The organism is Ruminococcus sp. AF31-8BH (assembly GCF_003460605.1).
GTDB classification, from domain to species: Bacteria; Bacillota; Clostridia; order Lachnospirales; family Lachnospiraceae; genus Blautia_A; species Blautia_A acetigignens.
In genome coordinates, this window is sequence record NZ_QTVN01000001.1 from 208,618 (window position 1) to 235,439 (window position 26,822).

Here is a 26,822-nt window from a genome sequence, read left to right on the forward strand (position 1 = left end):
GCAGGCAACTCAACTAAGAGCTGCTGCCCGTTTCTAACTTATTCTTGCTCAATCAGCACTGTTTTTCCCGAAAACGCAAATCCCAAATGCCTGATATCTTCTTTTCGAATTCCCCGTGTTAAAAGCTCCGCATCATAATTTCTTTCCACAATCTGCTGTAAAGCGTTCTGTGCAGTTTCCTCCAGATTCTTTTCACGCTTTGCTTTATGCACTTTAAACTCTATTACGTATGCTCTTTTATTTTCCTCCAAAGGCTCCAGCATGATATCGTATCGTCCCAGACCGCTTTCCCGATTGGAGGTAATTCTGTATTTATCTGCAAGGTCGACCATCAGTCCCAGTACAAAGCCATGATAAAACCGCTCCGGTTCCTGCTGCTCCGCATTTTTCCCGAACCGATATGTATGTATTCATTATGGCACACTTAGAGAGTAAACTCAATCTGAAAAAGTTTAAATTAATACATAGCAATAGGCGGGTGGCTCGTCTGGGAGCACCCGCCCGTTAAAGGAATTACTTATCTGGTTTTCTTTTTGAATTTCTGAAGTATTATTAGTATTCCTTCTGCTGACAAGAACAATACAAGTATCCAGATTATTATTTTGCTTTCATCCCCTGTTTTTGTATTTGTTTCTTCCGGTGCTGTAGTCGGAGTCGGTGTAGCAGTTACAACCGAAGAAGCTGCAACAATAGAAGGCGCATCCGTTGGTGATGGCTCTACAGTCGGTGATGGCTCTAGCGGAGCTTTTTCAATGACAAATCCGGTGGTTGCGGAACCACTTTCAGAATTAATACTTAATGTATGTACTCCAACTGATAGTGCAGAAAGAAATTCTGAATGCAAAGTTATAATTGTACTTCCTTCTTTTTTGTCATAATTATTTTCATTAACAACTTCGTTATCAATTGTTACATTAATAAACTCTGAAAATGGGGCACTTGAACAGAAGGAAAGCGTTTTTCCGGAGTTTACTTGCCATTTTTCATTATATCCATCTATTATTCTCGGCGGTTCGGATTTTATAGCTCTTTTATACCCGCAAATTTTGCAAGCACTATCCTTTTCATTCTCATAAATATGGTCTGCTTCTTCTATTCTTTTCTGGCATACAGCACATTCTTTCCAGTGTTTGTCAGCATTTAACAACCAGTTCTCTCCGCCTTTATGACCTTCTGCCGAAATCTTGATAGTATCGAGACTGCCAATTTCATTTATTCCCTCTTTGTCCTGATATAATTTACCACATACACGACATGTGTAGTATTCTTCATAGCCGGGTTCCACACAGGTTGCTTCTTTCTTCTCTGTCTTTTCTAAGGCATGTCCTTGCGCTGAGATTTCTACCGGACTGCTGATTTCCTTTGTTCCTCCTTCATCTGCAAAGAGTTTCTGACAGGTTTTGCACTTCCAATAGCTTTCGTAGCCTCTCTCTGTACAGGTCGCTTCTTTCCTCTCCGTTTTTTCTAAAACATGTCCTTGTGATGGAATTTTTATCGGCTCACTGATTTCCGTTATTCCCCCTTCATCTGCAAAGAGCTTCTGACAGGTTTTGCACTTCCAATAGCTTTCGTAGCCTCCCTCGGTACAGGTCGCTTCTTTCCTCTCCGTTTTTTCTAAAACATGTCCTTGTGATGGAATTTTTATCGGCTCACTGATTTCCGTTATTCCCCCTTCATCTGCAAAGAGCTTCTGACAGGTTTTGCACTTCCAATAGCTTTCGTAGCCTCCCTCGGTACAGGTCGCTTCTTTCCTCTCCGTTTTTTCTAAAACATGTCCTTGTGATGGGATTTCTATCGCTCCGCTGATTTCCGTTGTTCCTCCTTCATCTGCGAAGAGCTTCTGGCAGGTTTTACACTTCCAATAGCTTTCATAACCGGGTTTCACACAGGTTCCTTCCTTTTTCTCTGTCTTTTCTAAGGCATGTCCATATGCTGGGATTTCTACCGGACTGAGGATTTCCGTTGTTCCTCCTTCGTCTGCGAAGAGCTTCTGGCAGGTTTTACACTTCCAATAGCTTTCGTAGCCTCCCTCTGTACAGGTCGCTTCCTTCTTCTCAGCCTTTTCTAAAGCATGTCCTTGTGCTGGAATTTCTACCGGAATGAGGATTTCTGTTGTTCCTCCTTCGTCTGCAAAGAGCCTCTGGCAGGTTTTACACTTCCAATAGCTTTCGTAGCCTCCCTCTGTACAGGTCGCTTCCTTATTCTCAGCCTTTTCTAAAGCATGTCCTTGTGCTGGAATTTCTACCGGAATGAGGATTTCTGTTGTTCCTCCTTCGTCTGCAAAGAGCCTCTGGCAGGTTTTACACTTCCAATAGCTTTCGTAGCCTCCCTCTGTACAGGTCGCTTCCTTATTCTCAGCCTTTTCTAAAGCATGTCCTTGTGCTGGAATTTCTACCGGAATGAGGATTTCTGTTGTTCCTCCTTCGTCTGCAAAGAGCCTCTGGCAGGTTTTACACTTCCAATAGCTTTCGCAGCCTCCCTCTGTACAGGTCGCTTCCTTCTTCTCAGCCTTTTCTAAGGCATGTCCTTGTGCTGGAATTTCTACCGGAATGAGGATTTCTGTTGTTCCTCCTTCGTCTGCAAAGAGCTTCTGGCAGGTTTTACACTTCCAATAGCTTTCGTAACCGGGTTCCACACAGGTTGCTTCCTTTTTCTCTGTCTTTTCTAAGGCATGTCCTTGTGCCGAGATTTCTACCGGACTGATGATTTCTGTTGTTCCTCCTTCGTCTGCAAAAAGCTTCTGGCAGGTTTTACACTTCCAATAGCTTTCGTAGCCTCCCTCGGTACAGGTTGCTTCCTTCTTCTCAGCCTTTTCTAAAGCATGTCCATATGCTGGAATTTCTACCGGACTGAGGATTTCCGTTGTTCCTCCTTCATCTGCGAAAAGCTTCTGGCAATTCGTACAACTCCAGTATCCTTCGTAGCCTCCCTCGGTACAGGTTGCTTCTTCTTTCTCGATTTTTTCAAGATTATGGTCTAACGCCTGAATTACTTCACTATCCTTGGTTGCTGTGCAATTTTTACAGTGAATGGATTTGACACCATCTTCTGTACAAGTTGCTGGTTGGTCAATTGTAAAATCGTCCTCCCAGTCATGTGAAGCTAATTCTCCATATGCCTCACCACAAGTCTGGCAAATCGCTTGTTCTGTGCAGCTTGCCAAACCGCCTGTATGCTCACACACATATCCGCACTCTTCACAAATTCCACTGTTCCACTCATGTACCTCTTCAGCCACGATCACTGCACCACAGCAATTCCATCTCTTTTCATGGCTGACAGCAGTCTTTATCCACTCTTCATTTCCCTCATCGTGCTCGCATTGAAATCCACAATCCAAACAGCCTCCTGCCTCCCATTTGTGCTGTCCATAACTGTCCTTCCACTGAATATCAGTAGTTGGACAATCTGGATCTATACAATTGTGCCAATGATGGGTTTTATCAGATTCCCAGGCCGAATCCGCTGTATGAGTATGGAAAGTCAGTTTTTCTATCCATCCTGTATTATTCTCACCTACCTGAACACTATCTTCCCATTGCTTTTGTGTGCCGTGATAGTAAATCGTTTGTATAGAATCCCAAGTTTCAAATATATTTGAACCAATTTTTATAACACTGTCTGCAATCCTGACATCAGTACAAGAATGCCCCGAAAAACTATATGCACCAACATTTGTTACTCCCGTGTCAATTACTATTGATATTATGGGGCATTCTACAGTTTCATCATTTAACGCCCACGGTGCGTCGCTGACGCTTGCATAATCTAAAGCATCTCCGCTTCCGCTAATAGTCAGTATCCCCTTATCATCCAAAGTCCATCTTACATTATCTCCAGCGACTCCACAAATACCGCTTTTCATTACGTTATCTGACGCTTCAGGCTCATTTTCTCTTTCCGTGGTCACAACACAGGCTTCAGGAGATTCTATATTTTCTGCCCAAATGGCAACAGGAAAATTCAATGCTGAGCCTACCATAATAAAAAACATCCCCAAAGCTTCTGTTTTTCTTATTTTCTTTAGTCCCTTTATTTTCATAAGCTCCCTCCTAACCTTTTATAATGTTATTCCTATCTTGATATCTATGAATTGCTCAGCAGCAAAGCTGCTCCCGCAATTCTCAAGCACTCGTAATCCCCTGATATTATTATAATCAATTATACAGTATTTTTTATATATTCACAATAATTTTGCGACAATTTATTTATGAAACAAAAAGCTGCATACACATTTGAGTGTAATACTCTTAATGTGTATGCAGCCTTTATTCTGCTTTTTATACACTTACAGTTAATCCACCGTACCCATTCAGATCCGATGTCTGACTTCTCTTATTTATTTCTCTGCAGCCTCACTGCTCTTAGTTACAGTAACCTTATCCAGATGCCAGATATCATCTACATACTCCTGGATAGTTCTGTCGGAAGAGAATTTACCACTGCATGCAGTGTTCAGAAGTGCCATCTTTGCCCACTTCTTCTCATCCTTGTAAGCAGCTTCCACTCTCTTCTGGGCCTCAGCATAGGATCTGAAATCTCCGAGAATGAAGTACTGATCTGCTCTAGAGCAGTTCTTGGTGTTCAGAAGAGAATCATAGATATCTCTGAACAGCTCTGTATCGCTGGAGAAGGTTCCATTGATCAGCTGCATCAGAACCTGACGGATCTCAGCATCTGTGTTGTAGATAAAATCTGGATCATATCCACCATGATTCTCATAATTAATGATCTGGTCAGCACTCATACCGAAGATAAATGCATTCTCCTGACCAACCTCCTCAACGATCTCTACGTTTGCACCATCCATAGTTCCAAGTGTAGGAGCACCGTTCAGCATAAACTTCATGTTACCTGTACCGGAAGCCTCTTTACTTGCAGTAGAAATCTGCTCTGAAACATCTGCTGCTGCAAAAATCATCTCAGCATTGGATACTCTGTAGTTCTCGATAAATACAACTTTAATCTTGCCATTGATAGATGGATCGTTGTTTACAACATCTGCTACACAGTTGATCAGTTTGATGATCTTTTTCGCACGCTCATATGCTGCAGAAGCTTTTGCGCCAAAGATGAAGGTTCTTGGATAGAATTCCATCTCCGGATGTAACTTGATCTGGTTGTACAGATAAATTACATGAAGGATATTAAGAAGCTGTCTCTTATACTCATGAAGTCTCTTAACCTGTACGTCAAAAATGGAGTGAGGATCAACTTCAACACCATTGTGCTCCAGAATATATTTTGCAAGACGTTGTTTATTCTGGAATTTAATGTTCATAAATTCCTGAAGAGCCTTCTCATCATCAGCGTATACCTTCAGCTTGCTGATCTGAGAAAGATCTGTGATCCAGTCTGGTCCAATATGGTCTGTGATCCATGCAGCAAGGTTCTGGTTTCCATGAAGAAGAAAACGTCTCTGAGTGATACCGTTAGTTTTGTTATTAAACTTCTCAGGCATCATCTCATAGAAGTCTTTCAATTCCTGATTTTTCAGAATCTCTGTATGAAGTCTTGCAACACCATTTACAGAGAAGCCTGCAACGATTGCAAGGTGAGCCATTTTAACCTGTCCGTCATAGATGATTGCCATCTTTTTGATCTTCTCATAGTTTCCAGGATATCTGTTCTGTACTTCGATGATGAAACGACGGTTGATCTCTTCGATGATCTGATATACACGAGGAAGAAGTCTGGAGAACAGCTCGATCGGCCATTTCTCAAGAGCCTCTGCCATAATGGTATGGTTAGTGTAAGCAACACACTTGGTAGTTACAGCCCATGCATCATCCCAGCCAAGACCTTCCTGATCCATGAGGATTCTCATAAGCTCAGCAACAGCCATAGTCGGATGAGTATCATTCATCTGGAATACAACCTTCTCGTGAAGCTTCTTGATATCATCGTGTGTCTTTTTGTATTTCTCAATTGCAGCCTGAATACTTGCAGATACAAAGAAGTACTGCTGTTTCAGACGAAGCTCTTTACCGGACATCTTATTGTCGTTCGGGTAAAGTACGTTTACAATATCCTTTGCAAGGTTCTCCTGCTCAACGGCTTTCTTGTAATCACCTTTATCAAAGGAATCAAATCCAAACTCTTCAATAGCAGCTGCATCCCAGATACGCAGTGTATTTACTACATTATTCTCGTATCCAACGATCGGCATATCGTATGGAATAGCCTTGACAGCCTGATATCCTTCATGGATGAATTTGTTCTGACCTGTAGCCTGGTCATATTCGACTCTTACATATCCGCCGAAATGTACCTCTTTGGCATACTCCGGACGACGAAGCTCGAATGGATAGCCTTCCTCAAGCCATGCATCCGGAACCTCAACCTGATATCCGTCTCTGATTTCCTGTTTGAACATACCATAACGATAACGGATTCCACAGCCGTATGCACTATATCCGAGTGTTGCAAGGGAATCAAGGAAGCATGCTGCAAGTCTTCCCAAACCACCGTTTCCAAGTGCCGGATCCGGTTCCTGATCCTCAAGCGCATTGATGTCAATTCCCAGCTCTTCAAGGGCTTCTTTCACCTCACCATATGCACCAAGGTTTAAAAGGTTGTTTCCAAGGGCACGTCCCATAAGAAACTCCATGGACATATAGTATACGATTTTCGGATCCTGTGCCTCGTAGGCGTTCTGAGTATCAAGCCAGTTATCAATGATAACATCCTTCACTGTGTAGCTTACAGCCTGGAAAAGCTGCTCCTGTGTTGCCTCTTCAAGCTTTCTGCGGTAAAGAAATTTAACATTATCTTTTACGCTTTTTTTAAAGGTTTCTTTATCAAACTGTTTGTCAATCATTTTGCTCCTCCTGTAATGTATGATTCAGGCAAGCCTGTTTTCTTATGAAAACACAGCTGCCAGAGTCTCAATCTTATTCGGTTGTACTGCAAACTATCATGATAGCAGGGGGCCAAAATTTCGCCCCTGCATTTTTTATTACAATTTGGTAACTCCAAGTGTTACATGTTCTTTATTAATGTTCCACTCTTTTACATAACCGTCTGTCTCACCATAGACAACTTCCTCAGCAAGAACCTCAGACTTAATCTCTGCCTCATTGGCTTTCATAGTCTCGATAATCTTGTCATTATCTTTTACAGAAACGCGGATCTTATCCATAACCTCAAAGCCAGCCTCTTTACGCATGGTCTGTACCTTACTGATGATCTCACGGACAAAGCCCTCTTCAATCAGCTCAGGTGTCAGGTTGGTATCCAGAACAACAGCGGTCTCACCCTCTGTCTCTGTTACATAGCCCTCTGTCTGTGCAGTCTCGATGAGCAGGTCTTCCTCTGTAAGCTCAACCTTGTTTCCATCGATATCAAGTACAAGAACACCGTTTGTCTTCAGCTCATTCATAGCCTGGCTTCCGTTGATCTGGGCAAGTGCGGTACGGATTCCGCCAAGAAGCTTGCCATATTTCGGTCCAACTGTACGAAGCTGCGGTTTGAAGCTGTAGGAAATGAAGGATTCCACATCCTCTGCAAATTTCACTTCTTTTACATTCAGCTCATCTGCAATAATGTCTGTGAAATATTTATCCATAACCTTCGGAGCTTTTACATACATGGTTCCAATTGGCTGACGGTTCTTGATATTTGCTGTATTACGGCATGCACGGCCAAGAACAACAACATCCAGAACTTCTTCCATATTTTCTTCCAGATCTTTGTTGATCCACTCTTCTTTTACTTCCGGGAAGTCACAGAGGTGGATGCTCTCAGGAGCATTTTTGTCCAGAGATCTTACAAGATTCTGGTAGATATCCTCTGTCATGAATGGGATCATCGGAGCTGCTGCCTTTGCAACAGTTACCAGTGCTGTGTAAAGAGTCATGTAAGCATTGATCTTATCCTGCTCCATTCCCTTTGCCCAGAAACGCTCACGGCAGCGTCTTACATACCAGTTACTCATCTCATCTACAAAGCCCTGAAGTGCTCTTGCAGTCTCCGGAATCTTGTAGTCGTTCAGGTCTTCATCAACGGTCTTTACAAGTGTATTCAGCTTGCTGAGAAGCCATTTGTCCATAACCGGAAGCTTATCATAATCAAGTGTATATTTTGTAGCATCAAAGTTATCGATATTTGCATAAAGTACAAAGAATGCATAGGTATTCCAAAGAGTACCCATGAATTTACGCTGACCTTCCTGAACAGCCTTGCCATGGAAACGGTTCGGCAGCCATGGTGCACTGTTGATATAGAAGTACCAGCGGATTGCATCAGCTCCGTAGGTCTCAAGTGCGTCAAACGGATCAACTGCATTTCCTTTGGACTTACTCATCTTCTGTCCGTTCTCATCCTGTACATGTCCAAGAACGATAACATTCTTATATGGAGCCTGGTTAAACAGAAGAGTGGATTCAGCAAGAAGGGAGTAGAACCATCCTCTTGTCTGGTCAACAGCCTCGGAAATAAAGTTTGCCGGGAACTGTTTCTCGAATAACTCTTTATTCTCAAATGGATAGTGGTGCTGTGCAAATGGCATTGCTCCGGAGTCAAACCAGCAGTCGATAACCTCCGGTACACGATGCATAGTGCCGCCGCACTTCGGACACTTCATGGTAAGCTCGTCAATATATGGGCGATGAAGCTCTACTGTCTTGGCGCGCTCGTCCCCTGTTTTCTCATAGAGATCCTGACGGCTTCCAACGGATTCCATGTGGCCGCAGCTGCACTCCCAGATGTTCAGTGGTGTTCCCCAGTAACGGTTACGGCTGATTCCCCAGTCCTGGACATTCTCAAGCCAGTCACCGAAACGTCCCTTACCAATGCTTTCCGGAATCCAGTTGATGGTGTTATTATTGCGGATCAGATCCTCTTTAACAGCTGTCATCTTAATAAACCAGGATTCTCTTGCATAATAGATCAGTGGTGTATCACAGCGCCAGCAGTGTGGGTAATCATGCTCAAATTTCGGAGCATCAAACAGCTTGCCTTCTTTTTCAAGATCAGCCAGCACCATTGGGTCTGCTTTTTTAACAAATACACCGGCATATGGTGTCTCCGCAGTAAGATCGCCCTTACCGTCTACAAACTGTACAAATGGAAGGTCATATTCACGTCCTACGCGGCTGTCGTCTTCACCAAATGCAGGCGCAATGTGAACGATACCGGTACCATCGCTCATGGTAACGTAATTATCGCATACAATATAGTGTGCTTTCTTGCCCTTGGATGCTACATAGTCACCTGTACATTTGAAAAGAGGCTCATATTCCTTGTATTCCAGATCTTTACCCTTGTAGGTTTCAAGAATCTCATATGCAGGCTCATCATCCTTTGCAAGCTTGCCAAGTACTTTGTCAAGAAGTGCCTCTGCCATATAATAAGTGTATCCGTCTGCTGCTTTTACTTTGCAATAAGTTTCATCCGGATTTACACAAAGTGCAACGTTAGAAGGCAGTGTCCACGGTGTGGTAGTCCATGCCAGGAAGTATGCATCCTCACCTACAACCTTGAAACGTGCAATTGCAGAACGCTCTTTTACTAATTTATACCCCTGTGAAACCTCCTGGGAGGAAAGAGGGGTTCCGCAGCGCGGGCAGTAAGGAACGATTTTAAAGCCTTTGTATAAAAGACCTTTGTTCCAGATTTCTTTCAAAGCCCACCACTCAGACTCAATGTAGTTGTCCTCATAGGTTACGTATGGATGCTCCATATCAGCCCAGAAACCAACAGTTGAGGAGAAATCCTCCCACATTCCTTTGTATTTCCAGACGCTTTCCTTGCACTGCTGGATAAACGGCTCCATTCCGTATTCCTCGATCTGTTCCTTACCGTCCAGACCAAGCTTCTTCTCTACCTCAAGCTCTACCGGAAGACCATGGGTATCCCATCCTGCCTTACGCGGAACCATATAACCCTTCATTGCACGGTATCTCGGAATCATATCCTTGATAACTCGTGTAAGCACATGGCCAATATGAGGTTTGCCGTTTGCTGTCGGCGGTCCGTCATAGAAGGTGTAAGTCGGGCCTTCTTTACGGTTTTCCATACTTTTTTCAAAAATATGGTTTTCTTTCCAGAACTCTTCTACTTTTTTCTCTCGTTCTACGAAATTCAAATTCGTATCTACTTTCTGGTACAAAGTTTTTTCCTCCTTTTTTTAATAAAAAGTCGATATAATAAGAAAAAGCCCTCATCCTGCAAAAGGACGAAGGCTGTCAGCACTCGTTATACCACCTGTTACAATGTACGGGCTCATGGCCGATACATGCTCCCGGTAACGGGGGAACGCCGTTATTCCCTACTGTGATTTCAGAAATAAAACTCCGGAGTGATGTTCGGCTGAATTTACTTGCGGCGGGCTCGCACCGTCCCCGTCTCGCTGTGCCTTTCAAAGCAGCTTACTGTCTCCATCGCAGTCTTTGCCTATTGTTTTTTCCTGTCCATTATAATGGTGAAAAATTCTATATGTCAAGTATTTAAGGCAAATTTGTCCTGAAAAAGGGGGATTTTATGGGAAAAGAAGGGGCTGGCATTTAAATTTCACAGTCTTTTAATAGTTTTACAGAGGTAAAGGTGGTATAATATGATAACGTATGTGACACGATTGCTTTAGAGAAGCAGAAAGGATTTTTATGAGTAAAAAAATATTTCATATGAAAATAAAGCGGATTTTCTGCGGCGCTCTGGCTGTAGGAATGCTTCTGGGACAGACCAGTTCTGTTCTTGCAGAAGCGGTTTCTTCTCCTACGCCTACCCCTAATCCCCATACCGAGTATTATGCACAGGCTGCGGATACAGATTCTATTGAGGGATGGCCAACCGGGCCCCAGATTGAAGCGCAGTCAGCAGTTCTTATGGACCTGAATTCGGAAGCGATCCTGTATTCCAAGAATGCGGATACCCAGCTTTACCCGGCAAGTATCACCAAGCTTCTCACCTGTCTTCTTGGCTGTGAGAATCTGGATACAAGCGCACAGATTACTTTATCCCAGCAGGCAGCTTATGGAATTGAGGCAGGAAGCTCTACCATTTATGGTGATGCGGGAGAGGTTTTCACCGTGGAGCAGGCTCTTATGGGACTGATGCTGGAATCTGCCAACGAGATGGCACTGGCCATTGGAGAAGAGGTTTCCGGTTCTGTGAAGAAATTTGTGGAACTGATGAATGCCAGAGCCCAGCAGCTGGGATGTACCAATACACATTTTAATAACCCAAACGGACTTCCGGATGAGACCCATGTGACCACTGCCAATGATATGGCGAAGATTGCCAAGGCAGCCTGGCAGAATGCCACATGCAGGAAGTTTTTCACCACGGATCTGTATGAGATTCCGCCGACTAATGTTTTCACAGAAACACGTTATCTGCTGAATCATCATAAGATGATGGCGGGCAGAGATTATGCTTACGACGGTGTCCTTGGCGGAAAAACCGGTTATACGGATGCTGCTGGCGCAACCCTTGTCACTTACGCAAAACGTGGAAATATGCTTCTTGTGGCAGTTGTTATGAATTCGGTGAATGGTGCATGGAGTGATACCAAGAGTCTTCTGGATTATGGATTTGATAATTTCGAACGTCAGAGGATTAAGGTGAGCATGAATCCGGTTCCGAAGGAGAACCTTCCAAGTGAGAAATATCTTTTAAATAATTGTGGGAATACGTATCCATTCTATTATACGAAGAATATTTATGTGACTGTTCCTATTGGAACGGATGTCAAGACGCTTACCCGGAAGCAAAGGGTTCTTTCCAATGCGGTTGGGCCGCTTCGGTTGAAGAGTAAGTATTATTTTAATGGACAGATGGTTGGATGGGGAATGCAGTATGAACGGTCGATTCTGGCGAATCTGCTGACAGTTCCAGGGGCGTGATGATCACGCCCCTTTTTAATATTCTGATATTTATTGTTTCGCGGATTCCTCCGCTTTCCTGCTTCGCTTCTTTGCTCGATGGGCCTCCCTTTTCTGGCGGATTTCTTCAGCTTCCTCGTCGGACACATTGGTCAGTGTTTTGATGGCGTAATACATGTTATTCTCGGTTTTGCGAAGCCTGATCTTTCCCATGACGAAGCCATGCTCCTGGCAGAGGGAAATGCTGTAATAGACCTTGGAATTATTCATGAACCAGCGGATCTTGCGCTTGGCTGGATTGTGACAAAGCGGACATTTGGTGCTGGTTACTTCACGATCCTTCATGGCTTTTTCCCTAGAATAAAATTCCCTTGAGACAAACTTATCATAAGTTGGATAGGATACATGGATCTCTTCTCTCTTGCTCTTGGGGTTCTGGTATACATCCAGGGATGAGTTGGGCAAAATATATTCATCTTCTATTTTCTGCAAAACGCACGCGGTGTAGTAAGCATCTCCAAGTGCGCGGTGAAACTCCATTTTCTTGGCAATGCCCATCTTGTCTGCGGCAAATTCCAGGGCGCGGCGCTCGTGATTTTCCTCGTAGCGGATGGCAAATAATTTCTGCACGTCATAGTAGGTTACGGGGCCCGGAATCATGGAAAGCTTGCCATAATACTTCATATTCCGCTGCAGTTCCATCACATCCTGATTTCCCCAGGTAAAAAATATATATTCCTCACCGCACCATTCCAGAAATTCTGTCACAGCCTGCGGAAAGGGCGTTCCATTCTGCAGATCCTTATAATTCATGTGGATCACTTCGTGGATGCTGTCATGAATCCAGTTGTACACCTGGGGCTTGATCAGGCGCTGAAAGCTGTCCACAATTTCTTTCTTTTCATTCAGTTTTACTGCGCCGATTTCTATGATTTCGAAAGGCAGACGGCTGTTGGACCACCTTTTCCCTCCCGGACTCTGATTCCACTCCAGGTCAAATACAATGTAGTTCATGATAAAGTTCCTTCTGTTTCCTGCTGTAAATTCCAGACAAGTATAACAGACTGCGGAAATGATGTAAAGAGAATCCCACAACAGCCGTGGATGTCCTTACACATGAAAAAGCCTGTCGGCGGGTACCGACAGGCGATGGGGGTATGAAACTATCTATATGAAAATTAGGAAATTTTTTTAAATTACAGGAATCTATATGAAAGAAGCTGTTATCAAATGGTTCAGGACTGCCATGTGCAACGAATACTAATTCGCAGTCATTCAAAATTCTTTACGCCAGCCGCCGCTTCTGGTTCACGGAGGGCGCATTATTTATGGTGTGGTCTGCTGTTTTTAGCCTTCAATAGAAATAAATTTCTTCTCTTCCGGCTCTTTCTTCTTGGCTTCCTTCGGGAAAGTAACGGTCAGGACGCCGTTGTCATATTTCGCATGAATGTCCTCATGCTCCAGATCCTTGCCTACATAGAAGCTTCTGGAACACTGTCCGGTGTAACGCTCTCTATGAACATATTTACCATTATTATCTTTCTCATCTTTATTCTCGGTTCTGGACGCCTGAATGGTAAGGTAACCTTCCTTCAGCTGAATCTTCACGTCCTCTTTGTGGAATCCCGGAAGATCCATGCTCAGTTCATAATTGCCATCTACATCCTTAATATCGGTCTTCATCAGCTCCGCATTTCTGTAACCTGCGTTGCTCTGACGCTCTGTCGGAAATCTCATCCAATCATCAAATAAATTCTCTCCAAAAATACTAGGCATTAACATAACTGATTCCTCCTTATATTGTGAACACTCTTGTGTTGAATTATCATTTTCATCAAAGGAACTGGAACTTTTCTTTTTCCTCTTCCTTTGTTCTGTACGTAATATAACACGTATTGTTAGCACTGTCAAGAGGTGAGTGCTAATTTTTTGTGAAGAATTTGTGAAGCCTTAAAATGAAAAAACAACTTCTAATATTAGTCTTTGTCCTATGGCGTAAAACAGCCGCTCAGTGGGAGATTGGCTCCGGCTGAACGGCTGTTTGGAATTTTGGAGTTATTTCTTTATATATTTGCAGATAGCTGACAGAACTTTGGTGATGTCCAGGGGTTGGGATATGTGCTCGTTCATTCCGGCTTCCTTGGATTCCTGGATATCTTCCACGAAGGCATTGGCGGTCATGGCAATGATCGGAATCGTTCCGGCGTCGGTAAGTCACGTCATAGGTGGTTTCTCCTGTATGGTCTTTTTCCGCAATTCCTATGGTAACGTCAAACTCATAGGTGTACAAAGCGTCTTTGGTTAATGCTTTTATTATGCTGTCAATATCCATTCCGTATTTATTCCTCTTGCCAAATGAACATACCTGTTCCGTGTTTCTTTTTTGCCTTTTAGCATACCCTTTGCAGGATGTGTAAATGCACCTTTGTCACTCATCAGAAGTTCTGCTACATTTGCCACTTCATCTGCGGTTCCAGGTCTTCCAGCCAGGCATTTTGCAAACATATCTTTGAATAATCTGCAGCTGTTTCAATCTCAAAAAGATCACCGCCTTCTGCCTTCTGAATAAATTCTTTATACTTTGGTCATCGATAAGTTTCACTAATCTATATGTGAGTGCTAACAGAAAAGCAAGAAAGACAAAAACTGCCAGACAGTGCTCTGTTATAGCGCCGTCTGGCAGTTCTTTACATGTAAAAAAATCCGATATTTAATCCAATATTTTGTCCTCTGGCAGATACTTCCGGATGATTTTACAGAGATCCTTCATCTCTATGGGCTTCACCAAATAATCGTCCATTCCGCATTCCAGGAGGCGTTCGCGGACACCGGTGATGGCATTCATCGGCGTACGGATCTCGTGAGACATGTTGGACAGGAACTCGGTTTTCATCCGGTTCTGTTCCTGGGCACTGTAGCGCTCCTCCATCATCTGCTTCGCCCTTTTAACCAGAAAATATTGGACTGATTGCCACAACCGAACCTGCCGCAAACATACGGGCAATCATCCGGTTGACCTGTTTCGTATTTTTTCAAACATATTTCGTCCCTCTGTAAAAGCTCCCAATTGTAAATATGAGCTATTTTACCCTATTTGGGGACGTTTGCATAGTAGGTATTTTATTATTTTTCTGTTTAACTCAGGAAATTCTCGATAATTACATTCTCTGCTTCCGCTTCGGTCATGCCAAGGGTACGGAGCTTCAAAAGCTGCTCATCGTTGATTCGACCGATGGCGGCTTCATGGATGATGGCGGCATCTACATGCTTCGCCTGAATCTCAGGGATGGAACCTACCTCTGCGTGATCCATGATAATGGAATCACACTGGATATGAGCATGACATTTATTTTTTCCAACTGCCTTAGGATGAAAAATCTGGGAAGAGTTTCCTTTTCCAACAGAACGGGAAATAATCTGGGCGGAAGAACCTGCGCCATTCATACAAACCTCAATATCAGACTCCGCTTTCTGCTCACCGTCTGTCATCAGACGCTCCAGAACAAACAGCTTGGAATCTGCGTCCATCTCCACATTGGTGGTACGGATCGTGGAATCTACCCCTTTGATCTGCACAGTATCCAAAGTGAATACAGAATTTTCCCCAAGTTCAATATTGGTTACCGGATTCAGGACCCTGCTTCCGGTTCCATTTCCTTCGCCGTAATGCTTCTCTTCATAATGAACATTGGCATTTTTTCCAACATGAAAGGTGTGAATGCCATCGTGACGGCTTTCATTGCATCCGCTGTTGTGGATTCCGCAGCCTGCAATAATATTCACGTCTGCACCGTCTTCCACATAAAAATCATTGTAAACCAGGTCTGTCATGCCAGATACGCTCACTACAACAGGGATGAAAACCTTCTCTCCCTGTGTCTTTCCATCAATAAAAATATCGATTCCCGGCTTGTCTTCTTTTTTCCGGATTTTGATGTGCTCACTGTCGCCATGACAGACGGAAATGCCATTCTGGCGCAGATTGTATGCACCTTTCTGCTCAAAACCTTCGCTGATCTTATCCAGCACGCCCTGGGTGGTTTCTTCTACTTTAATCATCAGCATTTGCCTCCTTCTGTCATGCACTTCTGACATTTTTCCTGCTGAAACAAGGTTGGGAAAACGTCCTCTTTGGTACCGTATTTCTTCACTTCTCCATCCTCGATCACCATGATCTTATCCGCCATGTTGATGATTTTTTCCTGATGGGAAATCAGGATCAGGCACTCTTTTTTCTCACGATGGATCTCCTCGAAACGCTTGATCAGCATGGAAAAACTCCACAGATCAATTCCGGCTTCCGGCTCATCGAAAATGCTCACTTTATGAGATTTGGCAAGAACGGTGGCGATCTCAATACGCTTCATTTCGCCGCCGGAAAGAGTTCCATCCAGCTGACGGTTCAGGTAATCCTCAGAGCAAAGTCCTACTGCGGAAAGAAGCTTGCAGCTTTCCTCCTCGGTCAGTTCTTTGCCAGCTGCAAGAGACAGCATTCTTGTGACTGTCATTCCCTTGAAACGGGGCGGTTGCTGGAATGCATAGCCGATTCCCGCATTGGCACGATGGTCAATATCATATTCCGTAATGTTCTCATCATCCAGATAAATTTCTCCGCTGTTTGCCTTCTCAATACCGGCAAGAACTTTGGCAAGAGTGGATTTTCCTCCGCCGTTGGGTCCAGTGATCACCAGCATTTCCCCATCCTTAACATCAAAACTGATGTGGTTCACCAGGCAGCGCTTTTTCCCTTCTTCATTCACTTCAAAAGTCAGGTTCTCTACTTTCAGCATATCTATACCTCTTTTGTGTTTTTTACTTTCTTATTGGAATGTACTCCTTATGGGAAAAGATGTCAACATTTCCTAGTAAGTTTTAGGACGTGTTTGAAACACGCTCTAGGTAAATATCATTGAAAATAAAGTATTTCAGCAGTATACTGGGAGTATGATTAATGGAGAAGGAGATTTTACTATGAAAATTGCAGTAACTTATGAAAACGGAGAGATTTTCCAGCACTTTGGACACACAGCAGAATTCAAGATCTATGAGGTTGCAGACGGCAAAGTTGTGAACGCAGAAGTGGTTGATACCAACGGAAGCGGACATGGTGCACTGGCTGGATTTCTGGTGCAGCATGGGGTGGATACCCTGATCTGCGGCGGTATCGGCGGCGGTGCACAGAATGCACTTGCGCAGGCAGGCATTCGTCTTTTCGGCGGTGTCAGCGGAAGTGCTGATGATGCGGTGAACGCACTGCTTGCAGGCAATCTGGGATATGATCCGAATGTACATTGCAATCACCATGACCATCATGAGGAAGGTCACAGCTGCGGGGATCATGGATGCGGAAGTCATTCCTGCCACTAAATTTTTCCTGATAAAATAACTGGATTGGAATAAAAAGGCTGGTATCCTACATGCTCATTCAATTAGAAAGTTTGAATGCAGCACGTAGAATACCAGTCTTTTTGTTATCTGTATTTTACCTCAATACTTAGCTCTCCTGCACCTTCACAGCCGACGTGGTCTTCTTCTGGGAAACGATCAGGCCTGCAAAAATCAGCGTGGAGCCGATTACGGATGCCACTGTCATTTTTTCATGGAGAACAAACACGGACAGCACGACTGTCACCACTGGTGATACATAAATGTACACGCTGGTTTTCACAGCGCCGATCCATTTGGTTGCCAGGTTCCATAGCAGGAAGCCAAGTGCACTTGCCCCCAGTCCCAGGAAAAGGAAATTCCCCACGACCTGAGGATTGCGGATCAGATCCGGATCCCAGGATGCTTTCTGCTGAATCAGCACAGGGATCAGGAAAATAATTCCATAGAAATAGATTCTTCTTGTCACTGCGATAGTCGGATAATCCCACTCCCCGATCTTTTTCACAAGGGCAGAATATGCGCCCCAGGAAATCATGGCCAGGAATGCAAGGCCGTCACCAAGCGGGTTCAAATTGAAGCTTTTCTGTCCGTTCATACTGATCAGAATTACACCTGCTATGGCAATTACAAATCCAATATAAAAGTAAAGTCCAGACTTCTCATTTTTAAAGAAAATCCCCACCATTACTGCCACAAAAAAGGGTGCACATGCCACAATAATCCCCACATTGGAAGCATATGTCATGGTCAGCGCCGTGTTTTCCAGCATGAAATACAGCACGATCCCGAATAATCCTGCACCTGCAAACGCAAGCTCCTGTCTGGGATTTTTCAGCTTCAGATGATGGGGATAAAAGATCAGCAGCGCCAGAAATGCAAGCACTGCACGGGTAAACAATACCTCCGCAGGCAAAAAATAGTTAAGCAAAACCTTAGTGGATACAAACGTTGCTCCCCACATGATCTGGGTTCCGCAAGCAAGGATATGTCCTGTAATCTGTCTTCTCTCTTCCGTCATTTTTAACTCCTGTTTCTTATCATATTTTCAAGCATACTCCAAGCACAATTAAATTCCGCTGAAATATGTCACATATTTTCTGTTTTTATTACGAACCGGAGGGAATTCTTACCAGAATCTGCTCCCCATTTTTCTCGGCTAATGTCAGAACTGGAATGTGTTTTTTCCGCAGCATATGCACCACCGGGTACGCCGCAAATGTGTTATTTCCTACAAAAACAGCTTCTGGTTTATACTTCAGAATCATCTTTACCTGATCCTTCACAGCTGCTTTCCACTCCTGTCTTTCCATCAGAATTTCCCCGTAAATGCCCAGCATTTCCAGTTCCGGAAGCTCTGGGAAATCAATGTGAACCACCTTTGCAGATTGCAGTTTGGGCAATTGCAGAAGCAGTTCATCAACGGAAAAATCTCCGCCGAAGTTCACAATAATGGGCTTTTCATGGAACTCTTCCAAGCTGATTTCACAGGCTTTTATGGCGTCCTCGAGGGTTCCGGCAGTCATAAGAAAGCCGCCCTTATGACAGAATCCTGCACTTTCAAGCCCGGTTTTCTCTATCAGTTCCTCATTTTCCAGGCCCAGCCATTCCACTGGAAAACTGCATTTATAGTTCAGGGAATACTCTTTTTTCTGTGACTGGATGCAGTAGCCGCCTCTGTTTGAGGGGAAAATCACAAAAGCAATTTCCGTCTCAGACAGCCGTTTCTGGCAGGGAACAAACTCAGGTAAAACCAGAATTTTCGACTCTTCTTTTCCTTTTTTCCCGGAAAGAATTGCCATCTCATGGGCTTCCAGAAGTTCCTCCACCCTCTTATCTGCACGCTCATTTCCACGATACCGCTCGAACTTATTTTCCAGAATCATCCCGGCTACACTTACGGCCTGGAAGAAGGCTTCATCGTTTCCGCCCTGTGCGTCCCACGCCGGATTAAAGTTGCCGATCAATGTGGCAAGCTCATTTTTCTCCCCTGTATTGTCGTTGTTATCAAGGGGCTGCACAAAGGACTGGTCGAACTTTTCCGCCAGTTCCTGACCAAGAATTTCCTCTCCAAGAGCCTCCCAGAGAAGTCCAAATGCCGCATAAGGCACTCCGTTTTCCCGGACGCGGCTGTCCTTCTGGTGATGGTCATACTGCCCCCGCCCAATGTCAAAAACAATGCCGTCGAAGTCTTCCGGAACCTTATTTCCTCTGGAAATGTTGATTTCCGGATTCAGGTACAGCAGCAATGCGGCTGAAAATACGTCGTCTGCGTGGAATTTTCCACTGTGGGTGAATGCAGACGCATTGTTTTTCTTTATCTGTTCTGATAAACTGCTCATAAATTTTTTACCGTTCTTTCTATATTCATATGTACTTAAAGCATTGTAACACAGGCCTTTGACAAAATAAATGCTGTTGAAGATATTTTTCCCCTGCAAAAAACGCCCTCCTGTTTTGAATACTGAAAAAGTTTATCAACAAGGTATTTTCTATACCGTATTCCTGGAATGAGTGTTATACTACTCGTTAGGCTATACTAACCTTTGTAACCAAACTTACTGCGGACACCTGCCTGCACAGTATGTCCGTTCCTGTAACCATTCAAAAAAGGAGGGTTCCTCGTGCCTTTAAACTTAACAGATTTTAATCACTTTTACATCATTAATAAAGTATGCGGACTGGAAAAACAGCGCCATTATCTGGAATCGCTTGGTCGAAAAGAATTCCAGATTTATTTCCAGCCAAAGATCAGCGGAAAGAGCCAGAAAATTGCCAGTGCCGAGGTGCTGATTCGCTGGAAACGTGCAGATGGGGAGCTGTGGTTCCCGGATAGTTTCCTTCCGATTCTGGAAGAAACAGGGGAAATCGAGGCTCTGGATTACTATGTTTATGAGGCGGCTTTCCAGTGGCTTGCAAACAGAAGAAGCGCAGGACTGAAACTGCTGCCGCTGTCTTTAAATGTCTCTCCGGTTCATTTCCGGAAGATCCATACCTTTACGAAAAAGGTTTTGCAGCTGATCCAGAAATACGAAATTCCGTCTGAATATCTGGTTTTTGAGATTACGGAAACTACTTATATTCACAACATTGAGGCAGTTAACAGCATGATTCGGTTCTTCCATGAGCAGAATATCCGCATCTCTATGGATGACTTCGGCTCTGGCTATTCTTCTCTGAATACACTGAAGGATATCCTGTTTGACGAGGTAAAAATCGACAAGCGTTTCCTCTCTGATGACCTTACTGAGAAAGGCAAAATTGTACTTCAGGAAATCTTCCACCTGCTGAAACGCACCAACAAATTTATCGTCTGCGAGGGCGTAGAAACCAAAGAAATGGTGGATTTCCTTATTCAGGAAGGCTGTGATGAACTGCAGGGGTATTATTATTACAAGCCTATGGAGATGGGGAAATTTGAGGAATTAATTGCATAAGACATCGGGCACCTGAAAATCAGGCGCCCCTTTTTTATATCAAATATTGCATTACTCTATACAGATTTATCCATAAATTATTATTTTTCTTATAAATTTCGGGATATTCTTCTGTGCTTAACGGGCATTCTCCGGCTCCGGTTTCGATGGTTATAGCGGGGATTTTCAGTTTCAGAACAAAGTAGTCGCTGCAGCCTGCGGTGGCTGCGGCATCCTGGATGGTAGAATGGAGAGGATAGCCAATTATGGTGGATGCATAGTTGGCAAGAGCCAGTTCTTTTTGGCGGAGATTTCCGCGACAGCCGTAGTCCCAATAAATGAGATTTCCGGAAGAATGATAGGAAATACAGCAGGCAAACTTGTATTTGCTGGCAGTGTGAAGAATGGCCTGGGTTTCCGGTTCGCTGGCTGGGGATGGGCCTTTATAGCCTTCTCCGCATGGAGCAGGTGCGCCTATGTAGGACGCCCAGCCTATATCGAAGTTTCGGTTTAGGTCTACGCCGCGGGCGTTAGCTTTCCACCTCTGGATAAAATTATTTGCTTCCTGCCTGCTTGCTGCACACTTTTTTACGATAGGATTTGCCAGTGCTGCATTCATATTTTGGCATAATGTGACGCCGTCGGGGTTTGCCATGGGGATGATATGAAAGCATATGTCTTGGATGTTATTTAGAGCTCTATGAATATACTTTTTATCTCTGGAAAATGTATGAATTCCATATACATCTTGAAATGAAGCGTATCGCTTACAGGATTGATTTTCCAAACATTTTCCAGTTTTTTGCCGCAAATAATCATTTATTTGGTTCATCATCAGAATTGTATTCATATATTCCCTAGCATGCATGGAAGCCTGTATCAGAATATGAAATCTGCTTTCTATATTTCCCAGAATTACTTCTGTAATGTCTCTTCCTTCTACACTTTTCCCAGCAGAATGCAGCTGCAAAAAAGCAGGATACTCCGCCTGCAAAGCGGCAAGATCCTGCTGCATTTCTTCATATGTATAGTACGGTATTCCCGGAGTAGAAACTGCTTTCTGATAATATTTCATGAGCGACTCCTGCAAAACATACTTCCCTTGCTAATATATTAGCGGCTACATAGTCACAATCTCTCAAAATCTCCCTCTATACAAATCGCCTGGTTCTGTAATTCCGTTGGGCAGGCGGCATCTCTGTAATTGATACATGCATAAACAGCCTTCGGATTGCCTGCGGTCATCTGCCAGAAAGGATATTTGATAATGCCGGGAGTGTTATAACCCACTCCAAGCTCGAGGAAAAGGACCTTCATTCCCTGGTGTCTGCGGATGAAATCATCATATCTGGAGGCAGCTTTGTGCCATCCATCATCTTCCACAAAGGTACTGTCCGCACGTAAATTCATGGTCATTGGAGCGCCGCATTTTGGACAATGAGGTACTAATTCTGACGGAACTGTCATTTTCAGTGCAGCGCGTTGCGGAGCAAGTAATGTGCCGTCTGCTGCCACAGTATAGCCCTGTGCTTCTACCATTTTCTCCACAATTTTCCGGTTATCATATGTCTCATGATGGCATGGTCTGCTGCACTGCCAGAGGCCATAATCTCCCTGTGTATAGAACATTCTATGTTTATCAAAACCAGCTTTCTGGAAACAGTGATCCACATTGGTTGTAAGCACGAAATAGTCCTTCTCCTGTACCAGCCTTAAAAGATTCTCGTACACTGGCTTCGGCGCATTCATATATCGGTTAATATAAATATATCTGCTCCAGTACCCCCAATATTCCTCCAAAGAATCAAATGGATAAAATCCGCCTGAGTACATATCCTCAAATCCATATTTTTCTGTAAAATCCCCGAAATATTTCGAAAATCGTTCCCCTGTATATACAAACCCAGCTGAAGTAGAAAGCCCGGCTCCTGCACCAATCACAACCGCATCCGCTTCTTCAATCGCCTCTTTCAGCTGCTGGATCTTCGCCATCCTTCTTCTGTAAAACAACTGATTTTTTTCTTTAAATAGAATATTCTTTTCTTCCATCTCTGCCCTCAAATATTCGTCCTGGATCTGCAAAAATCTGGGATTTATTTTCTTCGGCACTCGAACATTCATCAGCCCGCGCAAAAGCAGTTTCTGATCTTCCCGCTCTCTTGGAATGGACATTGTTCCATAATTTTCATTCTCTCGCTCATTTAAAAGCTCTTAAATCAGGAAAATTCGTCTCTCATTTTGGTTCATACCTGCCACTATCCAGTCCTTTCTCCGATTATTGTCCTCTCTTCATAATTGCCTGAGCAGGACAAGTTTCCACACATCTTCCACAGTGAAGACAATGATTCTGATCGATTTCCACCGGAATTTTACTAATATCAATACATTTCTGTGGACAGACGGAATAACATAGTTTGCAGCCAATACAGCCGTCATTGTCAGCATTCTCACCTGAAGCATTATCTTATTTTTTTCTTTAAAATTATTATCTTTATTTACATTCTCAATTTTTACAGTTTCTGTATTCATTGTTATCTCCTTTCATCCGGACTTTACCGTCGGTTACGGGATTTCGCCGTATCAGCCATATGGCGCGCAGACTATACTGCCGGTCAGGAATTTCACCTTGTCCTGAAGAACTATTTGTATCATCACAATGGAAAAACATAATGAATCAACATCCCAGTCCACAGCTCCCAATCTCCCAACCTGCCCCGTGGAGACTACCCTCACTCTCATCAGCGATAAATGGAAGGTGCTCATCCTCCGCGATCTGCTTACTGGCACCAAGCGGTTCGGTGAGCTGCGCAAATCCATCGGCACGGTATCTCAGAAGGTTCTCACCTCACAGCTTCGCCAGATGGAAGAATCCGGACTTCTCACCCGCAAGGTTTACGCCGAAGTGCCGCCAAGAGTAGAATAACACCCTGACCGAGCTTGGCTACAGCCTGAGGCCCATCATGGATGCAATGTGGGCCTGGGGAGAAAATTATAAGAAGCAGTATTCCTAAATTTATTCCATAATCAAAGAAAGAAATAAATCAAATTACTTTTCACGCATAAAAAAATCCGGAACTTTGACAAAGAATTAAAGTTCCGGATTTTATCCTTATAATCTGAATTGTTCTCCGGAAATGTCCCTGCATTCCACATAGAATGTTAGAGACATTTCCAGTCATCAAATTCCAATTCTAATATTTTCTCTGTAAATCATTTACCATCTTGGACCAGGGCCAAATGGGCCGCCAGGACCTCTGTGTCCGCCAGGGCCGTGATCAAAAGGGCCGCCGCACATAGGACCATGAGGGCCTCTCGGGCCACCCATCGGAGGTCCAAAGAACGGGCCGTGATGATGGTGATACGGGCCAAAGCCTCTGTAGCGACGCGGTCTGCAAATTGCCATGAGAATTAAAACGATTATAATAAGTGTTAACATAATTTTTTCCTCCATTTTTTCTATCTAATCAATAATTTAGCTTGCCATTCAAAATTTTAATACTGCTTCAGTCTCCTGAGAATCTGCTCCACCTGTGCAATCGCGTCATCGACCTGACGCTTTGCATCATTGATTTTCGACTGTACCAGCCAGTCGGCAACCACGCCGTCCCAGAAGAAATCGGCAAAGGTAAGAAAACCGCCGCAGTCAATTGACAAATCCGTATTGATCGTCACGTCCCTAAGCTCTTTCTGGAACTTCTTCAGATCATACTTGGCATTTTCCATCAGGTGGGAAGCGTTATCCATTTTGGAATGCTTGATCAGGTTTGTAATAAATCCGCCTCCAAACAAATCCACAATTCCCCAGTTCCCAGCTTTCTGAAGTTCTTCCCTTGCTGTCCTCAGGCTGCACAATGCGTTTTCACCAGCCTGTATCGCTTCACTCATTTCTTTCTGTAAATTGTAACCTTCCATTTCATTTCCCTCTTCTTTCGTGTTATACTAAATCCAGTCCGGAAAGCCAGTTTAAAAAGCTTTCTGTAATCTTTAACAGATGTTGTATTGAACTTTATGGGATGATTATAGTGTTTTTGCCTGGGAAAATACACCGCATTTATTGCGGAATAACCCCAATTATTCCGCAGACGCTGCGTAATATGAATTTCAACGCAGCACAAAAAACCAAACGCATCCGAAATGTTCGTAATACAGCAGGGAAAGGAAAAATCCATGGGAAGAAAATCCACCAGAGAAAATAAAACCATTTACCAGCAATTGCGTGAGGAAGACAACCTCCCCCGGGAAAAAGCCTCTGAACTTCTCGCATTTATTTCCGAGGACCGCTTAGAGCGCATCGAAAATGAGAAGGTACAGCCTGCCCCCGAGGACGTGATCCGCATGTCCCAGGTTTACAATGCCCCGGAGCTTTGCAACTACTACTGCTCACATGAATGTCCGATCGGTATGAAATACGTTCCTTCTATAGAGATGACCGAGCTTCCAGCAATCATTCTGGAAACCGTTGCCTCCTTAAATGCGGTCTACCCACTTACCAACCGCCTCATTGAAATATCCAGAGATGGGAAAATCTCCGAGGACGAAATTCCTGATTTTTCCAATATACAGGAGAATCTGGAGAAAGTTTCCCGGGCTATTGAAGCACTTCAGCTGTGGGTAGAGAAGGAAGTGCCCGCCAACCAGAATTAGACTTCATATGCGCCTGTTTTCCTCCTTGACTTGTTTAAATCAATAGTTTAAAATGTTTAAATATAAACATGAGTAAACCATACAGCTCCACCCGTAAGCAATTTTCACCAACCACATTTTCCCCGGAAAGGCAGGTATCCCTATGAAAATAAAAATGGTCGATGTCGCCAGACATCTTGGCATTTCCAAAGCCACCGTCTCCCTCGCAGTCAACGGCAAACCCGGCGTAAACGAACAGACCCGCCAGAAGGTTTTGGAATGCATAAAAGAACTGGAAAACAACGGCGGCGTGTTCCCGGAAAACTCCTCCTTCCAGAGTCCCGACGCACCGCACCGTCTGATCAAGGTGCTCATCATCAACCACCGCAAACAGGTTGTCTGCGACCCGGAGCTGGATTTGTGGACCGAAGTTCTGCGCACCTTTGACACAGAAGCAAGAACCCGCGGCTATCTCTACGGCCTTTCCTACATTAATGAAACGGAATACGAAACCAATGTGGTTATCGAAGAATGCAACACCGAGCTTGTTGCCGGCGTCATTGTTTTTGCCACGGAAATGCAGCCTGCTGACTATCCCATTCTGGAAAAAATCAACAAGCCCATTGTCCTTTACGACTACGAAGCCCCCGACGGCAAATACAACAGCGTCTGCATCGACAATGAAAGCGCGGTGAAAAACAGCCTGAACCTTCTGTACCAGGCAGGTGCATCCGATATCAAATACCTGTGCACCGGCAAAAGTATCTACAATTTCCAGAAACGGCGTGATGCTTTCCGCAACACCATGATCGGCAACGACCACATGCCCGCCAAAAGCGATATCATAAAGCTTGGCCACAACATTCCCACAATTACCGAAAATATGCTCACCTGGCTGGAGCACAATCCCCTCCCGGAAGGATTTCTTTTTGAAAACTACCAGATTTCCATTGGCGTCACCACTGCCCTTCGCAAACGTGGAATTAAATTTCCAGACCGTGTAAAAGCCATTGGCATTGACGAGATTCCGGATTACATCCTTTCCGGTGCCAAGCTGACTCAGGTCAGAATCCCTCATGCTGAGCGCGCTGCCATGGCCATGGACCTGCTGGACAAAGAAATCCATCAGCAGTGGACTACCCGGGTCAAAATCTACGCACAGCCAGATATTCTGCTGAGACAAAGCCTGTAAACAAACACCCTCATCCAGGGCGGATTTAAACAGAATCGTTTAAATTCGTCCTATTTTTACATCATTATGTTCAAATTCCACAGAATTCCTTTATATAAAACAGAGAAAACCCTGTTTTTGTGATTATTCTGTTGAATTTTTGTTGAATTATGATTAAAATATAGTTTTAAAACAAGTTTAAGAAAACGTACGGAGGTAAACAAAATGAAAGGCACAGAAAATGCATACGAAGGCGAAAACCGTTCCCTGCATATGAAAGAACGTATCGGCTACGGCGTCGGTGATTTCGCAAACAACATGATGTACACACCAGTCAACTCCTTCTTCACCTATTTCCTCACAAATGTTGCAGGACTTGGCGCAGGTGTGGTTTGAACCATT

Annotated in this window: 23 protein-coding genes, 2 pseudogenes and 1 riboswitch; of the genes and pseudogenes, 7 read left to right on the forward strand and 18 right to left on the reverse strand. The window is 43.9% G+C overall.

Going from position 1 to position 26,822, the window contains the following annotated elements:
- Positions 1-38 precede the first annotated feature (38 nt).
- The 4 genes from DWZ38_RS00905 to ileS all read right to left on the reverse strand — a co-directional run bounded on the left by DWZ38_RS00905 (position 39) and on the right by ileS (position 10,111).
- Positions 39-410 carry a PD-(D/E)XK nuclease domain-containing protein gene (locus tag DWZ38_RS00905; protein WP_330600049.1) on the reverse strand — a complete coding sequence of 124 codons (372 nt, stop codon included), beginning with the start codon at positions 408-410 and terminating at the stop codon, positions 39-41.
- A 107-nt stretch (positions 411-517) separates the two neighbouring features.
- Positions 518-4,042 carry a leucine-rich repeat protein gene (locus tag DWZ38_RS00910; RefSeq protein WP_117849453.1) on the reverse strand — a complete coding sequence of 1,175 codons (3,525 nt, stop codon included), beginning with the start codon at positions 4,040-4,042 and terminating at the stop codon, positions 518-520.
- A 297-nt stretch (positions 4,043-4,339) separates the two neighbouring features.
- Positions 4,340-6,817 carry a glycogen/starch/alpha-glucan phosphorylase gene (locus DWZ38_RS00915; protein ID WP_347518578.1) on the reverse strand — a complete coding sequence of 826 codons (2,478 nt, stop codon included), beginning with the start codon at positions 6,815-6,817 and terminating at the stop codon, positions 4,340-4,342.
- 141 nt (positions 6,818-6,958) lie between these two features.
- The gene (ileS, locus tag DWZ38_RS00920; protein WP_117849455.1) at positions 6,959-10,111 is read right to left on the reverse strand and encodes an isoleucine--tRNA ligase; all 3,153 of its coding nucleotides are present in this window, start codon (positions 10,109-10,111) and stop codon (positions 6,959-6,961) included.
- Between the two features lie 493 nt (positions 10,112-10,604).
- Here ileS and DWZ38_RS00925 point away from each other — a divergent pair, with 493 nt between their 5' ends.
- The gene (locus tag DWZ38_RS00925) at positions 10,605-11,846 is read left to right on the forward strand and encodes a D-alanyl-D-alanine carboxypeptidase family protein (RefSeq protein ID WP_117849456.1); all 1,242 of its coding nucleotides are present in this window, start codon (positions 10,605-10,607) and stop codon (positions 11,844-11,846) included.
- A 30-nt stretch (positions 11,847-11,876) separates the two neighbouring features.
- On the opposite strand, the gene DWZ38_RS00930 is transcribed toward DWZ38_RS00925, so the two are convergent.
- From DWZ38_RS00930 to DWZ38_RS00960, 7 genes and pseudogenes are all read right to left on the reverse strand, one after another.
- A complete protein-coding gene (locus DWZ38_RS00930) occupies positions 11,877-12,839 on the reverse strand; it encodes a 3'-5' exonuclease (protein ID WP_117849641.1) in 963 nt (320 codons plus the stop codon).
- A 333-nt stretch (positions 12,840-13,172) separates the two neighbouring features.
- Positions 13,173-13,607, reverse strand: a complete 435-nt coding sequence (locus DWZ38_RS00935) for an Hsp20/alpha crystallin family protein (RefSeq protein ID WP_021924877.1) — start codon at positions 13,605-13,607, stop codon at positions 13,173-13,175.
- A gap of 226 nt (positions 13,608-13,833) precedes the next feature.
- Positions 13,834-14,157, reverse strand: coding sequence for a hypothetical protein (locus tag DWZ38_RS22015; protein WP_178105244.1), 324 nt, complete (start codon positions 14,155-14,157; stop codon positions 13,834-13,836).
- Between the two features lie 83 nt (positions 14,158-14,240).
- Positions 14,241-14,339: pseudogene (locus tag DWZ38_RS00945) on the reverse strand (short-chain dehydrogenase); the annotation flags it as partial.
- Positions 14,340-14,535: 196 nt separating this feature from the next.
- A complete protein-coding gene (locus tag DWZ38_RS00950; RefSeq protein WP_147342960.1) occupies positions 14,536-14,802 on the reverse strand; it encodes a histidine kinase dimerization/phospho-acceptor domain-containing protein in 267 nt (88 codons plus the stop codon).
- Positions 14,803-14,960: 158 nt separating this feature from the next.
- Positions 14,961-15,884 carry a SufD family Fe-S cluster assembly protein gene (locus DWZ38_RS00955; RefSeq protein ID WP_117849459.1) on the reverse strand — a complete coding sequence of 308 codons (924 nt, stop codon included), beginning with the start codon at positions 15,882-15,884 and terminating at the stop codon, positions 14,961-14,963.
- Complete coding sequence (locus DWZ38_RS00960; protein WP_021924875.1) at positions 15,884-16,615, reverse strand: ATP-binding cassette domain-containing protein; 732 nt, start codon at positions 16,613-16,615, stop codon at positions 15,884-15,886. The genes DWZ38_RS00955 and DWZ38_RS00960 overlap by 1 nt, the downstream gene beginning before the upstream one ends.
- Before the next feature lie 181 nt (positions 16,616-16,796).
- Between DWZ38_RS00960 and DWZ38_RS00965 the strand changes: the two genes are divergently transcribed.
- Positions 16,797-17,192, forward strand: a complete 396-nt coding sequence (locus tag DWZ38_RS00965; protein ID WP_117849460.1) for a NifB/NifX family molybdenum-iron cluster-binding protein — start codon at positions 16,797-16,799, stop codon at positions 17,190-17,192.
- A 127-nt stretch (positions 17,193-17,319) separates the two neighbouring features.
- On the opposite strand, the gene DWZ38_RS00970 is transcribed toward DWZ38_RS00965, so the two are convergent.
- Positions 17,320-18,231 (reverse strand): DMT family transporter, encoded by a 912-nt coding sequence (locus DWZ38_RS00970; protein WP_117849461.1) that lies wholly within the window; start codon positions 18,229-18,231, stop codon positions 17,320-17,322.
- An 88-nt stretch (positions 18,232-18,319) separates the two neighbouring features.
- Entirely contained in the window at positions 18,320-19,552 is a 1,233-nt protein-coding gene (locus DWZ38_RS00975; RefSeq protein WP_117849644.1) for an MYG1 family protein, read from the reverse strand.
- Positions 19,553-19,834: 282 nt separating this feature from the next.
- On the opposite strand from DWZ38_RS00975, the gene DWZ38_RS00980 reads away from it, so the two are divergent.
- Positions 19,835-20,647, forward strand: coding sequence for an EAL domain-containing protein (locus DWZ38_RS00980; protein WP_243000103.1), 813 nt, complete (start codon positions 19,835-19,837; stop codon positions 20,645-20,647).
- A gap of 34 nt (positions 20,648-20,681) precedes the next feature.
- Here the strand turns inward: DWZ38_RS00980 and DWZ38_RS00985 are convergent, their stop codons facing one another.
- The 3 genes from DWZ38_RS00985 to DWZ38_RS00995 all read right to left on the reverse strand — a co-directional run bounded on the left by DWZ38_RS00985 (position 20,682) and on the right by DWZ38_RS00995 (position 23,051).
- Positions 20,682-21,701, reverse strand: a complete 1,020-nt coding sequence (locus DWZ38_RS00985) for a M14 family zinc carboxypeptidase (protein ID WP_117849462.1) — start codon at positions 21,699-21,701, stop codon at positions 20,682-20,684.
- Between the two features lie 53 nt (positions 21,702-21,754).
- On the reverse strand, positions 21,755-22,618 hold the full coding sequence (locus tag DWZ38_RS00990) for a Sir2 silent information regulator family NAD-dependent deacetylase (RefSeq protein WP_117849646.1): 864 nt from the start codon (positions 22,616-22,618) through the stop codon (positions 21,755-21,757).
- A 283-nt stretch (positions 22,619-22,901) separates the two neighbouring features.
- Positions 22,902-23,051, reverse strand: a complete 150-nt coding sequence (locus DWZ38_RS00995) for a 4Fe-4S binding protein (protein ID WP_117849463.1) — start codon at positions 23,049-23,051, stop codon at positions 22,902-22,904.
- 104 nt (positions 23,052-23,155) lie between these two features.
- A riboswitch (FMN riboswitch) is annotated at positions 23,156-23,269 on the reverse strand.
- Positions 23,270-23,282: 13 nt separating this feature from the next.
- Between DWZ38_RS00995 and DWZ38_RS01000 the strand changes: the two are divergent.
- Positions 23,283-23,637, forward strand: a pseudogene (locus DWZ38_RS01000) (helix-turn-helix domain-containing protein).
- A 203-nt stretch (positions 23,638-23,840) separates the two neighbouring features.
- Here DWZ38_RS01000 and DWZ38_RS22430 read toward each other — a convergent pair.
- Both DWZ38_RS22430 and DWZ38_RS01010 read right to left on the reverse strand, forming a co-directional pair.
- Entirely contained in the window at positions 23,841-24,062 is a 222-nt protein-coding gene (locus DWZ38_RS22430) for a hypothetical protein (protein ID WP_207661309.1), read from the reverse strand.
- 56 nt (positions 24,063-24,118) lie between these two features.
- On the reverse strand, positions 24,119-24,538 hold the full coding sequence (locus DWZ38_RS01010) for a hypothetical protein (RefSeq protein ID WP_117849464.1): 420 nt from the start codon (positions 24,536-24,538) through the stop codon (positions 24,119-24,121).
- Between the two features lie 222 nt (positions 24,539-24,760).
- On the opposite strand from DWZ38_RS01010, the gene DWZ38_RS01015 reads away from it, so the two are divergent.
- The 3 genes from DWZ38_RS01015 (at position 24,761) to DWZ38_RS22020 (ending at position 26,816) form a co-directional block, all read left to right on the forward strand.
- Positions 24,761-25,270 carry a helix-turn-helix transcriptional regulator gene (locus tag DWZ38_RS01015; RefSeq protein ID WP_117849465.1) on the forward strand — a complete coding sequence of 170 codons (510 nt, stop codon included), beginning with the start codon at positions 24,761-24,763 and terminating at the stop codon, positions 25,268-25,270.
- A 142-nt stretch (positions 25,271-25,412) separates the two neighbouring features.
- Positions 25,413-26,441, forward strand: coding sequence for a LacI family DNA-binding transcriptional regulator (locus DWZ38_RS01020; protein ID WP_117849466.1), 1,029 nt, complete (start codon positions 25,413-25,415; stop codon positions 26,439-26,441).
- Between the two features lie 204 nt (positions 26,442-26,645).
- Positions 26,646-26,816 carry a sugar transporter family protein gene (locus DWZ38_RS22020; RefSeq protein ID WP_021924862.1) on the forward strand — a complete coding sequence of 57 codons (171 nt, stop codon included), beginning with the start codon at positions 26,646-26,648 and terminating at the stop codon, positions 26,814-26,816.
- Positions 26,817-26,822: the final 6 nt, after the last annotated feature.